The organism is Bacteroides sp. 1_1_30 (assembly GCF_020982715.1).
Taxonomy (GTDB): domain Bacteria; phylum Bacteroidota; class Bacteroidia; order Bacteroidales; family Bacteroidaceae; genus Bacteroides; species Bacteroides xylanisolvens.
On record NZ_JAJKHN010000079.1, the window covers coordinates 1 to 16,981 of the forward strand.

General features: G+C 41.2%; 16 protein-coding genes. 8 read left to right on the forward strand and 8 right to left on the reverse strand.

Features of this window, described 5'->3' with window-relative positions; genetic code table 11:
- From LPH68_RS19975 to crcB, 4 genes are all read right to left on the reverse strand, one after another.
- The coding region (locus LPH68_RS19975; protein ID WP_230297102.1) for a hypothetical protein at positions 1 to 443 on the reverse strand (443 nt) is incomplete at its 3' end.
- A 402-nt stretch (positions 444 to 845) separates the two neighbouring features.
- Positions 846 to 2,126 carry a phosphopyruvate hydratase gene (gene eno / locus LPH68_RS19980; protein WP_004302046.1) on the reverse strand — a complete coding sequence of 427 codons (1,281 nt, stop codon included), beginning with the start codon at positions 2,124 to 2,126 and terminating at the stop codon, positions 846 to 848.
- Positions 2,127 to 2,305: 179 nt separating this feature from the next.
- A complete protein-coding gene (locus tag LPH68_RS19985; protein ID WP_008644437.1) occupies positions 2,306 to 2,968 on the reverse strand; it encodes a pentapeptide repeat-containing protein in 663 nt (220 codons plus the stop codon).
- A 30-nt stretch (positions 2,969 to 2,998) separates the two neighbouring features.
- A complete protein-coding gene (gene crcB / locus LPH68_RS19990) occupies positions 2,999 to 3,376 on the reverse strand; it encodes a fluoride efflux transporter CrcB (RefSeq protein ID WP_004309778.1) in 378 nt (125 codons plus the stop codon).
- A 357-nt stretch (positions 3,377 to 3,733) separates the two neighbouring features.
- On the opposite strand from crcB, the gene LPH68_RS19995 reads away from it, so the two are divergent.
- The 6 genes from LPH68_RS19995 to LPH68_RS20020 all read left to right on the forward strand — a co-directional run bounded on the left by LPH68_RS19995 (position 3,734) and on the right by LPH68_RS20020 (position 12,889).
- Positions 3,734 to 5,893 carry a glycoside hydrolase family 97 protein gene (locus tag LPH68_RS19995; protein WP_004309779.1) on the forward strand — a complete coding sequence of 720 codons (2,160 nt, stop codon included), beginning with the start codon at positions 3,734 to 3,736 and terminating at the stop codon, positions 5,891 to 5,893.
- Positions 5,894 to 6,057: 164 nt separating this feature from the next.
- Entirely contained in the window at positions 6,058 to 7,467 is a 1,410-nt protein-coding gene (locus LPH68_RS20000; RefSeq protein WP_004302052.1) for an amidophosphoribosyltransferase, read from the forward strand.
- 152 nt (positions 7,468 to 7,619) lie between these two features.
- Positions 7,620 to 8,843: a peptidase T gene (gene pepT, locus LPH68_RS20005; protein ID WP_120079043.1), complete on the forward strand. Its 1,224-nt coding sequence runs from the start codon at positions 7,620 to 7,622 to the stop codon at positions 8,841 to 8,843.
- A gap of 61 nt (positions 8,844 to 8,904) precedes the next feature.
- Positions 8,905 to 9,990: a glycine cleavage system aminomethyltransferase GcvT gene (gcvT, locus tag LPH68_RS20010; protein ID WP_120079044.1), complete on the forward strand. Its 1,086-nt coding sequence runs from the start codon at positions 8,905 to 8,907 to the stop codon at positions 9,988 to 9,990.
- Between the two features lie 150 nt (positions 9,991 to 10,140).
- Positions 10,141 to 12,414, forward strand: a complete 2,274-nt coding sequence (locus LPH68_RS20015) for a cation:proton antiporter (protein ID WP_008644441.1) — start codon at positions 10,141 to 10,143, stop codon at positions 12,412 to 12,414.
- A gap of 49 nt (positions 12,415 to 12,463) precedes the next feature.
- Positions 12,464 to 12,889: an HIT family protein gene (locus LPH68_RS20020; RefSeq protein ID WP_120079045.1), complete on the forward strand. Its 426-nt coding sequence runs from the start codon at positions 12,464 to 12,466 to the stop codon at positions 12,887 to 12,889.
- Positions 12,890 to 13,160: 271 nt separating this feature from the next.
- Here the strand turns inward: LPH68_RS20020 and LPH68_RS20025 are convergent, their stop codons facing one another.
- The 4 genes from LPH68_RS20025 to LPH68_RS20040 form a co-directional block, all read right to left on the reverse strand.
- A complete protein-coding gene (locus LPH68_RS20025) occupies positions 13,161 to 13,583 on the reverse strand; it encodes an RNA-binding S4 domain-containing protein (RefSeq protein WP_008021285.1) in 423 nt (140 codons plus the stop codon).
- Positions 13,584 to 13,689: 106 nt separating this feature from the next.
- On the reverse strand, positions 13,690 to 14,256 hold the full coding sequence (gene pth, locus LPH68_RS20030) for an aminoacyl-tRNA hydrolase (protein WP_032811507.1): 567 nt from the start codon (positions 14,254 to 14,256) through the stop codon (positions 13,690 to 13,692).
- Between the two features lie 136 nt (positions 14,257 to 14,392).
- Entirely contained in the window at positions 14,393 to 14,983 is a 591-nt protein-coding gene (locus tag LPH68_RS20035) for a 50S ribosomal protein L25/general stress protein Ctc (protein WP_004309786.1), read from the reverse strand.
- A 137-nt stretch (positions 14,984 to 15,120) separates the two neighbouring features.
- Positions 15,121 to 15,522 (reverse strand): PUR family DNA/RNA-binding protein, encoded by a 402-nt coding sequence (locus tag LPH68_RS20040; protein WP_004309787.1) that lies wholly within the window; start codon positions 15,520 to 15,522, stop codon positions 15,121 to 15,123.
- 168 nt (positions 15,523 to 15,690) lie between these two features.
- Here LPH68_RS20040 and nusB point away from each other — a divergent pair, with 168 nt between their 5' ends.
- Both nusB and yajC read left to right on the forward strand, forming a co-directional pair.
- A complete protein-coding gene (nusB, locus tag LPH68_RS20045; RefSeq protein ID WP_008021289.1) occupies positions 15,691 to 16,617 on the forward strand; it encodes a transcription antitermination factor NusB in 927 nt (308 codons plus the stop codon).
- A 39-nt stretch (positions 16,618 to 16,656) separates the two neighbouring features.
- Positions 16,657 to 16,980 carry a preprotein translocase subunit YajC gene (yajC, locus tag LPH68_RS20050; RefSeq protein WP_004302063.1) on the forward strand — a complete coding sequence of 108 codons (324 nt, stop codon included), beginning with the start codon at positions 16,657 to 16,659 and terminating at the stop codon, positions 16,978 to 16,980.
- The last annotated feature ends 1 nt before the right edge of the window (position 16,981 follow it).

Here is a 16,981-nt window from a genome sequence, read left to right on the forward strand (position 1 = left end):
TTCCTTTTTAGGCTAGCAAAGGTATATGCATGAAGGGAATTGACTAAACTTAATCCCCCAAGAATTACAACTGAGCCGAGAAAAACGATGAATTGCAGTTGAGAGGCAATTTCTTGGTTCGTTTGTTTGCGTTCTTTACTTTCGATGTTATTTTGCATTAGATAAATGCCTAATGCTTTCTGAATATCGGCTATTCCCTTGTCCCATTCATGTTCGCCAAGTGTTTGAATGAAAGTACAATATTGCTTGAGCTTTTTGCTTAGCTTTTTTAAACTGTTGTATTCGGTGTCAATGGGAGGATTAATGTGCGCAGAGCGTATTATGTTTGACATCTGCAAATAATACGTTTTCATTCCATTTTCAGAATTGAATGTAGTCAGGATATACTGTTTCGTAGCTTCTGAAACCTCTTCCTGTAAGTCTTTTAATTGACTGTTTTCCATAATCATTAGAATTTAAAAGATGAATAATAGATTGATGGGAGAGGAAGAAGTGCTAATAAAAAAGCGGTTTCGCCTGTCCCATTGTCTAACATACCGACGGCAGGTTTAGAGGTGCATTAACACTCTCTATGGGGGGACGAAACCGCCCATATAAGAGTTCACATACGAACATAAAAATGCTCGCTGCGATAGTAGGCAGGTTTCCCCACCGTCTGTTAATATGTTAGACGTTGCAAATGTAGCCTTATTAATTCAATTCGCAAAATATTGGAGATATTTATTGATGCTTAGTGAAGCTAGTTTTCTTACAATGCAAAAAGATTTAGTGAATGGTTAATATGTAAAAATCCCCGGATAATCTAATTGTCCGGGGATGAATTATTCAAGTAAGAGAATATTGAATTATTTAATTCTCTTGTAACCATATACAGCCAAATCTCCCAGTTCCTCTTCAATGCGGAGTAACTGATTGTATTTAGCCATACGGTCTGAGCGGCTTAAAGAACCTGTCTTGATCTGTCCGCTGTTAGTAGCTACTGCGATATCGGCGATAGTAGCATCTTCTGTTTCACCCGAACGGTGAGAAGTAACAGTAGTGTATCCATGACGGTGAGCCATTTCGATAGCGTTCAGTGTTTCTGTCAGCGAACCGATTTGGTTTACTTTAATCAGGATAGAGTTGGCACAGCCTTTTTCGATACCCATTGCAAGGAAATCTACGTTGGTTACGAACAGGTCGTCACCTACCAACTGGCAACGGTTGCCGATGCGTTCGGTCAGCTTTTTCCAGCCTTCCCAGTCGTTTTCGTTCATACCGTCTTCGATAGAGTCGATAGGGAATTTGTTGATTAGTTCTTCCAGATAGTCAACTTGTTCTGCGGAAGTGCGTTTCTTACCTTTTTCACCTTCAAACTTGGTATAATCGTAAATACCATCGTGGTAGAATTCGGAAGAAGCACAGTCCATACCGATCATAACGTCTTTGCCCGGTTCGTATCCTGCTGCTTTGATAGCGGCCAGAATAGAATTCAAAGCATCTTCCGTACCTTCGAGGTTAGGTGCGAAACCACCTTCATCACCTACAGCAGTGCTAAGGCCACGGTCTTTCAAGACTTTCTTTAAAGCGTGGAATACTTCAGCACCCATGCGCAGACCTTCTCTGAAAGAAGGAGCACCTACGGGACGGATCATAAATTCCTGGAATGCGATCGGAGCATCGCTATGTGAACCACCGTTGATGATGTTCATCATCGGTACAGGCATTACATACGTATTTGTTCCACCGATATAGCGGTATAGAGGAAGATCCAGATAGTTGGCAGCAGCTTTAGCTACGGCAAGAGATACACCGAGAATAGCGTTAGCACCTAAATTCGATTTAGTCTTAGTGCCGTCCAATGCCAGCATTGTGTAGTCGATACCTCTCTGATTGAGTGAAGACATACCAATCAGTTTCGGAGCGATGATTTTATTTACATTATCAACCGCTTTTTGTACTCCTTTTCCACCATAGCGCTGTTTGTCACCATCGCGAAGTTCCAATGCTTCGTGTTCACCTGTGGAAGCACCTGACGGCACAGATGCACGTCCCATAATGCCGGATTCCAATACTACGTCAACTTCTACTGTGGGGTTACCTCTTGAATCGAGAATTTCTCGAGCTACAATTTTTTCAATTTTCATCGTTTCTATTGTTTTTGAATAAGATTTCTGCAAAAGTACGGACTTGACGGGGAGTGAGAAATCACTATAAATAGGTATTCTTTTTGTGCCTATTCCCTATATGTCGTTAGTCCGACCTTATACTATAACAACGGGACGATGCTTTTTGTTTGAGTGCGGCGGGGTGAATTTGCAGGATTTTAATCTTCGATAATAACCCCTAACAGTGGAAGCAAATCCATTGCTTGCAGGGAAGTGATGACAGCCCCTTTCAGATCGCTGATGTTAAGCGTGATTCCGCTGATACGGGAAGTGCGCAAATCTATTCCGCGAAGCGGAGCGTGTGAAAAATCGGCTTCTACGAGATCGCAACTCTCAAATGCGACGGATGAAAAACGGCAGTCGTTCAGACTTCCGTTGCGGAGCTGGCTGTGTGCAAAACGTACCTGGTTCATTTTACTCATAGCCAGATTGATATAACCTGCGTTGCAGTCATGCAGCAAGACGTGATTCATCGTTGTTTCCGATAAATTGGTACCCAATAGTTTGCAGGAAATGAATTCTACCCGGTAGAGCGAACTTTCAGCAAAAGAAATGTTGGATAGGTCGCAGTTCTCGAACCTGACATCGCTCAGTTGAGAGGAACGGAATTTACATTCGCTGAATGTCTGATGCTGAAAGGTGCAGTTTTTGAAACTTTTGTAAGATTTGTCGATGCCTTCTTCTTTTCCTTTGCAGAATAAAAGATGAGAGACGGTTTCTTCTCTGTCGAGCCATTCCTGTAGGGTAATAGTACTGACTTCCTGTTCTTCCATCATGGGAGGAACAACGCGGACGGGTTTGGTTGGGTTTCTTTTAATCATGCCGTAAAGGTAGGATTTATATTCGAATTATTAAATCTGTTTTCCCACATATCCGCCGGCTAACGTTGCGGCTAATCCTATTCCTATACTTAATAATGTATATAGAACAAATGCTCCGTAAAATTCTCCTTTCAGCAGACCTACGCCATCACTGGAGAAAGTAGAGAACGTTGTGAAACCTCCACATAAACCCGTTGTCAGAAACAAACGGACCTCGAACGGAAGGTGGAATCGCTCTGAAAGAGCATAGAACAGACCGATGAGAAAACTGCCGAGAAGATTGACCGTGAAAGTGGCCCATGGAAAATGATAAGGGACGATTCGTTCGTGCATTAACAACTGGATAAAATAACGTAGTGCACTACCAGTTCCTCCACCGATAAAGATATAGATAACTTCTTTACTCATTTGATTGAAAGATTGATATTATTTGTAGGCGGCTTCAAAATCCTTTTCGAATTGTTGGAAGCCTCCGGGATAAACTAAGGTGTTGTGTCATATAAATAATAAAATGTTTGTTGATGTGATTGAGATAATAATCTGCAAATATAGAAAGATTATGCAATATTCATATTTAATCCTTTTAATTTAATCACCATAGACACTATATTTTGGGGGGGAGACAAAATGTGTTATCTGTTTTATTATTAAGTACTTATTTCGTTTTTGAATCTGTATTCCTCTATATTTTCTTTATAAAGAAAAACACTACTTGGATTTCCGGTCTATCTTTGCCATACGATTATTAACTAACTCATTTATATCATGAAGAACATGAAAATAGGAACTGCAATGTGGGTCTGCCTGTTGCTCTCTTTTTTCTTCGGCACATCAGCAAAGGCCGAAAGTATCACTTCTCCTGACGGACAATTAAAACTTAATTTCTCTGTCAACATGCAAGGAGAACCGGTGTATGAACTCTCTTATAAAGGAAAAGAGGTGATTAAACCTTCGAAACTGGGACTGGAATTGAAAAATGATCCCGGACTGATGAATGGATTCACTCTGGCCGATATTAAAACTTCTGCTTTTGATGAAACATGGGAACCGGTGTGGGGAGAGGTGAAATCGATCCGCAACCATTATAATGAAATGGCTGTTACCCTGAATCAAAAGGCGCAAGATCGTAATCTGATTATTTGTTTTCGTCTTTATAATGATGGCTTGGGGTTCCGCTATGAGTTCCCGCAGCAAAAGAATCTGAATTACTTCGTTATAAAAGAAGAACATTCGCAGTTTGCTATGGCCGGCGATCATACGGCATTCTGGATTCCAGGCGATTATGATACGCAGGAATATGACTATACCGAATCCAAGCTTTCAGAGATTCGCGGATTGTTGCAAGGGGCAATTACTCCAAATGCTTCTCAAACTCCTTTTTCACCAACAGGTGTGCAGACATCTTTGCAAATGAAGACAGCCGACGGGTTGTATATCAATCTGCATGAAGCGGCTTTGGTTGATTATTCTTGTATGCATCTGAACCTTGACGATCAGAACCTGATTTTTGAATCATGGCTGACTCCTGATGCAAAAGGGGATAAAGGTTATATGCAAACGCCTTGCCGTTCACCCTGGCGCACGGTGATTGTCAGTGATGATGCTCGTGATATTCTGGCTTCCAAATTGACTTTGAACTTGAATGAACCTTGTGCCTACGAAGATGTTTCCTGGATTAAGCCGGTGAAATACATCGGTGTGTGGTGGGAAATGATTACCGGAAAAAGTTCCTGGTCGTACACGGATGATGTTTATTCTGTGAAACTGGGACAGACGGATTATTCCCAAACAAAACCGAGCGGGCGTCATGCAGCCAATAATGACAAAGTGAAGCGTTACATTGACTTTGCTTCAGAGCATGGATTCGACCAGATCTTAGTGGAAGGCTGGAATGAAGGCTGGGAAGACTGGTTCGGAAATTCGAAGGATTATGTCTTTGATTTCGTAACTCCGTATCCTGATTTTGACGTGAAGATGCTCAATGCGTATGCAAAGGAAAAAGGAGTGAAGCTGATGATGCATCACGAGACTTCCGCTTCTGTACGTAACTACGAGCGCCATCTTGATAAAGCCTATCAGTTTATGATAGATAACGGATACAATGCTGTGAAGAGCGGGTATGTAGGTAATATTATTCCGCGTGGAGAACATCATTACGGACAGTGGATGAACAATCATTATTTATATGCGGTGGAAAAAGCGGCCGAATATAAGATCTGTGTAAATGCTCACGAAGCAACCCGTCCGACAGGATTATGTCGCACATATCCGAATCTGATCGGTAATGAATCGGCTCGTGGCACGGAATATGAAGCCTTTGCAGGGAATAAGCCGTTCCATACCACCTTGCTTCCTTTCACCCGTCAGATTGGTGGACCGATGGATTATACACCGGGTATCTTTGATACAAAACTTTCTTTCCTGTCAGGCGACCACAGTTTTGTACGTACAACTTTGGCAAAACAGTTGGCACTTTATGTAACGATGTACAGTCCTTTGCAAATGGCAGCCGACCTTCCGGAGAGTTACGAACGTCACATGGATGCATTTCAATTTATCAAGGATGTAGCCGTTGATTGGGATGACAGCAAGTATCTGGAAGCGGAACCGGGAGATTATATTACCGTAGCACGTAAGGCAAAAGGTACTGATAACTGGTTTGTAGGTGGTATCACCGATGAGAATCCCCGTACTTCTGCTTTTACACTTGATTTTCTCGAACCGGGAAAACAATATGTAGCTACTCTTTATGCTGACGGAAAGGAGGCGGATTTTGAAAAGAATCCTACTTCTTACCAGATAAAAAAAGGACTTGTTACAAACAAGAATAAGATGTCTGTGAAGCTGGCACGTAGCGGAGGATTTGCAGTAAGTTTGATTGAAGCAACTCCCGCTGACTTGAAAACGATCAAGAAATGGAAATAAGATTCCGGTAAAAAGATTGTTTTCGGATTCCCCGCTTTTTAATAAATATTAGTTGTGCTTCGCAAAGAAAACTAAAACTTTGCGGAGCGCTTTTTTTATAGGACGAATTCTTTTTTGTACTTTTGCGCCATCTTTTTTAAAACATCATCAATAAAGAGAACAACATGGGAGGTTTTTTCGGAACAGTCTCGAAAACTAGCTGCGTGACTGATTTATTCTACGGCACAGATTATAACTCACATCTGGGTACCAAGCGAGGAGGACTCGCAACATACAGTGAGGAAAAAGGTTTTATACGCTCCATTCACAATTTGGAAAGTACTTATTTCCGAACCAAGTTTGAAGGAGAACTGGACAAATTCAAAGGAAACGCCGGCATCGGCATCATTAGCGACACAGACGCACAACCTATCATCATCAATTCTCACCTCGGGCGCTTCGCCATTGTCACAGTCGCTAAAATAGTCAATATCCAGGAATTGGAAGAAGAACTTCTCAGTCAAAACATGCACTTCGCCGAACTTAGTTCGAGCAACACCAACCAGACGGAACTTATCGCATTACTTATTATACAAGGCAGAACTTTTGTGGAAGGTATCGAAAATGTGTTTAAGCACATTAAGGGTTCTTGTTCGATGTTGCTTCTGACGGAAGATGGTAGTATCATCGCTGCCCGTGACCGATGGGGACGTACTCCGGTGGTGATTGGAAGGAAAGACGGTGCTTATGCTGCAACGAGCGAATCGTCCAGTTTTCCGAATCTGGATTATGAGATTGAGAGATATTTAGGTCCCGGTGAGATTGTCCGTATGTATGACGATCATGTTGACCAGCTTCGCAAGCCCAATGAGGATATGCAGATTTGCTCGTTTTTGTGGGTGTACTACGGTTTCCCGACTTCTTGTTATGAAGGAAAGAATGTAGAGGAAGTGCGTTTCACCAGCGGATTGAAAATGGGACAGACAGATGAATCGGAAGTGGATTGTGCTTGCGGTATTCCTGATTCGGGAGTGGGTATGGCTTTAGGATATGCCGAAGGAAAGGGGGTTCCTTACCATCGTGCTATTTCAAAATATACACCGACATGGCCTCGTAGCTTCACTCCGAGCAATCAGGAGATGCGTTCGCTTGTTGCTAAGATGAAGTTGATTCCCAACCGTGCCATGCTGCAAAATAAACGTTTGTTGTTCTGTGACGATTCAATCGTGCGGGGAACTCAATTACGTGACAATGTGAAGATTCTGTATGATTACGGAGCAAAGGAGGTGCACATGCGTATCGCTTGTCCGCCATTGATTTATGCTTGTCCGTTTGTTGGTTTTTCGGCTTCTAAAAATGCATTGGAGTTGATTACCCGTCGTATTATCAAGGAACTGGAAGGGGATGAGAATAAGAACCTGGAGAAATATGCTACTACCGGTTCTCCGGAATACGATAAGATGGTTAGTATTATTGCAGAGCGTTTCGGTCTCAGTTCATTGAAGTTTAATACACTGGAAACGCTGATTGAGGCTATCGGATTACCTAAATGCAAGGTTTGTACACATTGCTTTGATGGTAGCAGCCATTTTTAAAGTAGTCAAATAGGATATTTAAGTATCCGGATAAAAGTATACAATAAAAAGAGCCGTGAATTGCTTTGTAATTCACGGCTCTTTTTTTACCTTTACGGCACTATAAACTATCAATTTGTAAATTGTAATTAGTAACTTGTAATTAAAACAATATGACTTTAGTAGACAGATTTTTAAAGTATGTAAGCTTCGATACACAATCTGATGAATCGACAGGGCTTACTCCAAGTACTCCGAAGCAGATGATTTTTGCTGAATACTTGAAAAAAGAGTTGGAATCTTTGGGATTGGAAGATATTACTTTGGATGAGCATGGCTATCTTTTTGCTACACTTCCTGCCAATATAAATAAAGAAGTACCCACTATCGGGTTTATTGCCCACATGGATACAAGTCCTGATATGACGGGTAAAGATGTCACTCCGCGCATTGTGGAAAAGTATGACGGTTCGGATATTGTGCTTTGTGCTGAAGAGAATGTAGTCCTTTCTCCATCACAATTCCCGGAATTGCTGGATCATAAGGGAGAAGACTTGATTGTAACCAACGGAAAAACGTTGCTCGGTGCCGACGACAAAGCCGGTATCGCGGAAATTGTATCAGCGATGGTTTATCTGAAGGAACATCCCGAAATCAAACACGGTAAAATCCGTATCGGCTTCAATCCTGACGAAGAAATCGGTGAAGGTGCTCATAAATTCGATGTAGAGAAATTCGGTTGTGAATGGGGATATACGATGGATGGAGGTGAAGTAGGGGAGTTGGAGTTTGAGAACTTTAATGCTGCTGCCGCAAAAATAACCTTTAAAGGACGTAATGTGCATCCGGGATATGCCAAGGATAAGATGATTAACTCTATCTATCTTGCCAATCAGTTTATTACGATGCTTCCCTCACAGGAAAGACCAGAACATACGACCGGCTATGAAGGATTCTATCATTTGATTGGTATTCAGGGGGATGTGGAGCAAAGCACTGTGTCTTATATCATCCGCGATCATGACCGTGCAAAATTTGAGAACCGTAAAAAAGAGATAGAACGTCTGGTAGCTCAAATGAACGCTGAATATGGAGCTGGTACTGCGACACTCGAACTGCGCGACCAGTATTATAATATGCGTGAGAAAATAGAACCGGTAATGCACATCATCGATACTGCTTTTGCAGCTATGGAAGCCGTGGGTGTGAAACCGAATGTAAAACCGATTCGTGGAGGTACGGATGGTGCGCAGCTTTCTTTTAAGGGATTGCCTTGTCCGAATATCTTTGCCGGTGGTCTGAATTTCCACGGTCGTTACGAATTTGTGCCTATCCAGAATATGGAGAAAGCAATGAAAGTGATCGTAAAAATAGCAGAACTGCTGGCTTCCAAATAAAAAGACGGTAAGCTCCGGTAATACTTAATACCTGATACTTAAAACTTAATACTTTAAAATAATGAAAACCACTCCGTTTACAGAGAAACATATAGCACTTGGTGCTAAAATGCACGAGTTTGCAGGTTATAATATGCCTATTGAATACTCCGGTATCATTGATGAACACATAACTGTTTGTCAAGGTGTCGGTGTATTTGATGTATCGCACATGGGAGAATTTTGGGTGAAAGGACCGCAAGCGTTGGCCTTTCTGCAGAAAATAACATCTAACAATGTGGCGGCACTGGCTCCGGGTAAAATACAATATACTTGTTTTCCGAATGAGGATGGGGGGATTGTAGATGATTTGCTGGTTTATCAGTATGAACCGGAAAAATACATGTTGGTGGTGAATGCTTCCAATATGGAAAAAGACTGGAACTGGTGTGTTTCTCACAATACGGAGGGAGCCGAGTTGGAAAATTCGTCGGATAACATAGCTCAACTTGCTATACAGGGTCCGAAGGCTATTTCGGTTCTGCAAAAGTTGACGGATATTGATCTTGCTACTATTCCTTATTATACATTTAAGGTTGGAACGTTTGCAAGTGAAGAGAATGTGATTATCTCCAATACGGGTTATACCGGTGCGGGAGGTTTTGAGCTTTATTTCTATCCGTCTGCGGCTGATTCTATATGGAAGGCTATTTTTGAAGCTGGTGAAGAGTATGGCATTAAACCTATCGGTTTGGGTGCCCGTGATACGCTCCGGTTGGAAATGGGCTTCTGTCTGTATGGCAATGATCTGGATGATACGACTTCTCCGATAGAAGCCGGATTGGGATGGATCACTAAGTTTGTGGAGGGCAAGGATTTTGTCAACCGTCCGATGCTGGAAAAACAGAAAGCGGAAGGTGTTACCCGTAAACTGGTTGGCTTTGAAATGGTTGATCGCGGAATTCCCCGTCATGGCTATGAACTGGTAAATGCTGAAGGCGAGCAAGTAGGAGTGGTTACTTCCGGTACGATGTCGCCTACCCGTAAGATTGGTATCGGCATGGGATATGTAAAGCCGGAATATAGTAAAGTGGGCACGGAAATCTGTATTGATATGCGTGGTCGGAAGTTAAAAGCAGTGGTAGTGAAACCTCCTTTTAGAAAATAAGAAATAAGCTGGTTGTTGTGTATAGCCCCGGATAAGTATCGACTCTATCCGGGGCTAACTTATTTTAGGACGTTATTGCAAAACATATCCGTAGATATGTTGTTTATCCCATAGAAATAATATAATTTTGTCATCAAATACGATGAAATAATGTCTCAATTACCTACTCTTATAGCTGACCTCGCACTGATATTGATCTGTGCCGGTGTTATGACTTTGTTGTTTAAGAAGTTGAAGCAACCTCTGGTCTTGGGATATGTAGTTGCCGGATTCCTGGCAAGTCCGCATATGCCGTATACTCCTTCAGTGATGGATACTGCCAATATTAAGACATGGGCAGATATTGGTGTCATTTTCTTACTGTTTGCTCTTGGTTTGGAATTTAGTTTTAAGAAGATTGTCAAGGTGGGTGGTTCTGCCATCATTGCTGCCTGTACCATCATCTTTTGTATGATTTTGTTGGGAATAGGAGTCGGCATGGGTTTCGGCTGGCACAGGATGGACAGTCTGTTCTTGGGCGGTATGATTGCGATGTCGTCTACTACTATTATTTATAAAGCTTTTGATGATTTAGGATTAAGGAAGAAGCAGTTCACCGGACTTGTGTTGAGTATCTTGATTTTGGAAGATATTTTGGCTATTGTATTAATGGTGATGCTTTCCACTATGGCGGTAAGCCAACATTTTGAAGGTACCGAGATGTTGGAGAGTATCGGGAAATTATTGTTTTTCCTTATTCTGTGGTTTGTTGTCGGTATCTATCTGATTCCTGAATTCTTGAAACGCTGCCGGAAATTGATGGGAGAGGAGACTCTGCTTATTGTGTCGTTGGCACTTTGTTTCGGTATGGTAGTGATGGCGGCTCATACAGGATTTTCTGCTGCATTTGGTGCATTTATAATGGGATCTATTCTGGCGGAAACAATCGAGGCGGAATCCATAGACCGGCTGGTGAAACCGGTAAAGGATCTTTTTGGAGCTATCTTTTTCGTATCGGTCGGTATGATGGTGGATCCTGCAATGATTGTAGAATATGCCGTACCTATTATAGTTATTACTTTGGCTGTTATCTTGGGACAGGCCGTTTTTGGTACATTCGGTGTTATTCTCTCCGGAAAGCCTTTAAAGACGGCTATGCAATGCGGCTTTAGTTTAACGCAGATCGGCGAATTTGCGTTTATTATTGCTTCTTTGGGAGTCTCTTTGCATGTAACGAGTGACTTTCTGTATCCGATAGTGGTAGCGGTTTCTGTGATTACTACTTTCCTGACTCCTTATATGATTCGTTTTGCCGAGCCGGCTTCTACTTTTGTGGATGCTCATCTTCCGGAATCATGGAAAAAAATAATGATGCGTTATTCTTCCGGTTCGCAAACAGCTCTGAATCACGAGAATTTGTGGAAGAAGCTAATCTTGTCAATGGTACGTATAACAGTTGTTTATTCAATTGTCAGTATGTCGATTATTGCACTTTCTTTTCGTTTTGTCGTGCCATTCTTTAAAGAGAATCTGCCTCATTTCTGGGCATCATTGTTGGGAGCGGTATTTATCATTCTGTGTATTGCTCCTTTCTTGCGTGCCATTATGGTGAAGAAAAATCATTCGGTTGAGTTTATGACCTTATGGCATGACAGCCGTGCCAACCGCGCACCGCTGGTATCGACAATCGTGATTCGTATTATGATAGCGGCACTTTTTGTTATCTTTGTTATTTCCGGATTATTTAAGGCGTCTATCGGATTGATTATTGGAGTGGCTGTACTTGTTGTATTGTTGATGGTATGGTCTCGCCGTTTGAAGAAGCAATCGATATTGATTGAACGTCGTTTCTTTCAGAATCTCCGTTCCAGAGATGTACGTGCAGAGTATCTGGGAGAGAAAAAGCCGGAGTATGCCGGTCGTTTGTTGTCGCATGATTTGCATCTTGCCGATATGGAAATTCCGGGTGAATCCAGTTGGGCGGGAAAGACATTGATGGAGCTGAATCTGGGGAAGAAGTTTGGAGTTCATGTTGCTTCTATTCTTCGTGGAAAGAGGAGGATTAATATCCCCGGTGGTTCTGTCCGCCTGTTTCCGATGGATAAGATACAGGTGATAGGTACAGATGAACAATTAAGTGTGTTTAATGAGGCGATGCAAAACGGAGCGAAGATAGACTGGGAGGTCTATGAAAAGAGCGAGATGGCTTTGAAGCAGTTTATCATTGACAGTGATTCTGTTTTTCTGGGTAAAACGATTCGTGAATCGGGTATCCGCGACAAATATCATTGTATGATAGCCGGTGTTGAAAGTGAAGACGGTACACTGATGGTTCCTGATGTAAATGCTCCACTCGAAGAAGGCGATGTTGTTTGGGTGGTAGGCGAAAAAGAGGATGTGTACCAATTAGTCGATCAAAAAAACGAAAAAGTACAAGCAGGATAAGAATGGAATACTTATTTTTGCAACGATAAAAACTTAAAATAATAATATCATGAAGAGTGATCCGAAAGAATGTCTGTATTGCCAGAACAATGAAACGCTGCATAATCTGATGATTGAGATTGCGCAATTGAGTGTGTCACGTGTGTTTTTGTTTAAGGAACAAACCTACCGTGGACGTTGTCTTGTTTCTTATAAAGACCATGTGAACGATTTGAATGAATTGAGTGATGAAGATCGTAATGCTTTTATGGCAGATGTAGCGCGTGTCACTCGTGCCATGCAAAAAGCTTTCCAGCCGGAAAAGATTAATTATGGTGCTTACTCGGATAAATTGTCTCATTTGCATTTTCATTTAGCTCCTAAGTATGTGGATGGTCCTGATTATGGAGGTACATTCCAAATGAACCCAGGGAAGGTTTATCTGACTGATGCAGAATATCAGGAATTGATTGATGCTGTTAAGGCAAACCTATAAACGGTAAATTTTGCGGGGTGCCCTGAAAGGGCTTAATTATATAGCGTAGGGCAACGCCCTACGTAAAAACGGCAATCTGAATTTGCGCCCTGAAAGGGCATAATTGTATACAGTTCCGCCCTTTCAGGGCTTGTGGCTGGTGTGTTTTTTTCGTAGGGCGTTGCCCTACGCTGTATAATTAAGCCCTTTCAGGGCACCCCCAATAAATATATAATTGTAAGGCTTTCAGCCTAACCGATAAATTCTCATTTAACCGCTAAATTCCCATTTATTATTCTTCACTGTCAAAATCGAAATCAAAGTCGAAATCATCCATGAACTCCGGAGTTGTAAATTCTTCCAGTTCCCGACGATCTTTCTTGGTCGGACGTCCGGTTCCACGTGCACGGTCTACGAATCCGCTGATTTTACTCATTTCAAGCAGTTCGTATTGATCGGGAGTAGTTACGTTTTCCATCATTTCCGATACAAGTTTGGCTCCCACACGTTTTTCAATAGTTTGTAATACCTTGAATGAATAAGTGATAGGCGGTTTCTTCACCTGAATAACGTCTCCCGGTTTTATCATACGGGCAGCTTTGGCTAGAGAACCGTTGATGGTAATACGTCCTTTTTTGCAGGCTTCTGCTGCAATCGTACGTGTCTTGAAGATGCGGACAGCCCACATCCATTTATCTATTCTTGCTTCGGCCATTTTAGTTAGTTGTTTAGTGATAAGCAATTCGTTGGTTAGTATCAGTTGACGTTGTCATTTATCGCTAACCGTTCATTGCTATCTTTATTTTTATAGGACTAGTCTATTATTTTTTATTGAACTGGTTCATCGTGATGTCAATACCGGCGAGACAGAAACTTTTTATAATTTCCCCTGCCATCTCCAGTCTTTCATCCATTGTTTTCCAATCTTCGTCAGTGAAGTGTCCGAGTACATAATCAACCTGTCCGCCACGTGGAAAATCATTTCCGATACCAAATCGCAGGCGGGCATAGTTTTGAGTGCCCAGAATAGCGGCGATATGCTTCAATCCATTATGTCCTGCATCACTCCCTTTTCCCTTCAGGCGTAAAGTTCCAAAGGGAAGAGCCAGATCATCTACTACGATCAGTACATTTTCCAATGGAATATTTTCTTTCTGCATCCAATAGCGAACGGCCAGTCCGCTTAGGTTCATAAAAGTCGATGGCTTAAGCAGAATCAACTGGCGTCCTTTGATAGAAAAGCTGGTAGTGAATCCATATCGTCCATCCATAAAAGGGGGAGCGTTATTGATTCTAGCCAATGCTTCTACTGTCATGAATCCGATATTATGTCGGGTTTCATGATATTCGGGACCAATGTTTCCCAGTCCGACAACTAAGTATTTTATCATCGTATTTCCGTAAAACAGTTCATTAATATAGAAAGAGAAACGCAGATTAATACAAATTAATGCAGACTGAACATCTGCTTTAATCTGCATTAATCTGCGTTTGAAGTATATCTCTTTACAGGGATAATCTCAATTACTTACCAGCGGCTGCTGCTGCACCTCTTGCTGCACGAGTCAACTTAACAGCACATACAACGGCTTCTTTTGCACTAATCAGTTCAAGACCTTCGAAGCTCAATTCGCCAACTTTAACAGTCTTACCCAATCCCAGGTGAGAAACGTTAACGGTCAACTTTTCAGGAATTACATTGTACAAAGCTTTCACTTTGATCTTACGCATCTGCAGTGCAAGTTTACCACCGGCTTTCACACCTTCTGCAAGACCTTCCAACTGTACAGGAACTTCCATTACGATAGGTTTAGCTTCGTCAATTTGATAGAAGTCAACGTGTAGGATAGTATCTTTTACCGGGTGGAACTGAATATCTTTCAGGATAGCGTTTACTTTTTTGCCATCGATAATCAGGTCTACAACGTAGATGTGCGGAGTATAAACCAAGTTACGAAGTCCTTCGTTAGTCACTGTGAAGTGAACTACTTCATTACCTCCGTAAAGTACACAAGGTACACCACCGTTTTTACGAATTTCTTTCAAAGCTCTTGCTTGTTCTGAAGAGCGTTCTGCAATTGTTCTTGCAGTTCCTTTTACTTCAATTGATTTCATTTCTTTAAAAATTTGTGTTACTCTAAATTAAGTTAGTTTGCTTAATTCACCATCACACGATGTGGATTATCACACGATGTTGCAAAAAAGCGGTGCAAAAGTACATCTTTTTTTTGAAATATCAAAGAGTTACTTTCTTAAAAGTCAATATCAATCTTAATTTCGCTCTCCAATTTGTTTTCCCGGGCTTCTTCGATTGCTTTCCGTTCATTTTCTTCATCAGCTTCGATGTTCAGGCGGGCGATATATTCGTTTGCGTCGCTGCACTCAATGAAATTGACTGCTTCTTCGAGTCCTGCCATAAACTTCTGAAAGTCTTCCCTATATAGGAAGATTTTGTGTTTCTCGAAACTAACTTGAGAATCATCGCCTTCTCCCGTTATCACTTTTTTGCTCTCTGTAATAGCCAGGAACATTTCATCTTTACGATTCTTTTTTACGTCGAGGTAATAGATGCGTTTACCTGCCTTAATGGACTTGGAGAATACGATCTCCTTATCATTCATGTCTGCGCTCATTTTCTTTTTTAAATCTTCCATATCTTTCGGTCCGTTTATAATCGGCTTCAAAATTGGATATTTTTTTTAAACTGTCAAAAGAAAAAGCGCAGAGAATCAAATACTGCATTAAAAAATGTGATTTATTAGTGGAAACTCATTAAAAATATCTACTTTTGCAGTTCGATAACAACAGTATTAATTTGAATTATGATCAACAGAGTTCTTATTCGTCTTAAGATTATACAGATAGTATATGCCTATTATCAGAATGGCAGCAAAAATCTAGACTCAGCGGAGAAAGAGTTATTCTTTAGTCTTTCAAAGGCGTATGACCTTTACAACTATTTGCTAATGCTGATGATAGCATTGACAGAGTATGCACAAAAACGTATTGATGCGGCAAAAGCTAAATTGGCACCTACGAAAGAGGAGTTGTATCCCAACAGGAAGTTCGTAGATAACAAGTTTATTGCTCAATTGGAAGTCAATAAACAATTGTCCGAGTTTATAGCCAATCAGAAAAGAACCTGGACAAACGACCAGGACTTTATCAAAGAGCTTTATGAGAAAATTGTAGAAACCGATATCTATAAAGATTATATGGCTTCTGATGACAACTCATACGAAGCTGATCGTGAACTGTGGAGAAAAATCTATAAGACATACATCTTCAATAATGATTCTCTTGACCAGGTATTGGAAGACCAGAGTCTGTACTGGAATGATGATAAAGAAATTGTAGACACGTTCGTCTTGAAAACAATCAAACGCTTTGATGAAAAGAAGGGTGCCAACCAGGAACTGCTTCCGGAATTTAAGGATGACGAAGATCAGGAGTTTGCACGTCGTCTGTTCCGTCGCACCATTTTGAATTCTGACTATTATCGTCATTTGGTGAGTGAGAATACAAAAAACTGGGATTTGGACCGCATCGCATTTATGGATGTAATCATTATGCAGACTGCATTAGCAGAAATTCTTAGTTTCCCGAACATTCCGGTCAGTGTTTCGTTAAATGAATATGTAGAGATTGCGAAGTTGTATAGCACAGCTAAAAGCGGTAGCTTTATCAACGGTACGCTGGATGGAATAGTTAATCAATTAAAAAAAGAAGGTAAGTTGACTAAAAACTGATACCTTTGTCCATATAGTAGAAACTAAAACAGATTATTTATGAACGTATTGACTGTATTATTGCAAGCTCCTGCCGGTGCTGCCGGAGGTGGAAGTATGATGTGGATCATGCTGATAGCTATGTTTGTTATCATGTATTTCTTTATGATCCGTCCTCAAAATAAGAAGCAGAAAGAAATAGCTAATTTCCGTAAATCTCTTCAGGTAAATCAGAATGTGATTACTGCAGGTGGTATCCACGGGACAATCAAGGAAATTACTGACGACTATATAGTACTTGAGATTGCTTCTAATGTAAAGATTAAAATAGACAAGAATTCTATATTCGCTGATGCTTCAGCGGCTAGCAATCAGTCTAAATAAA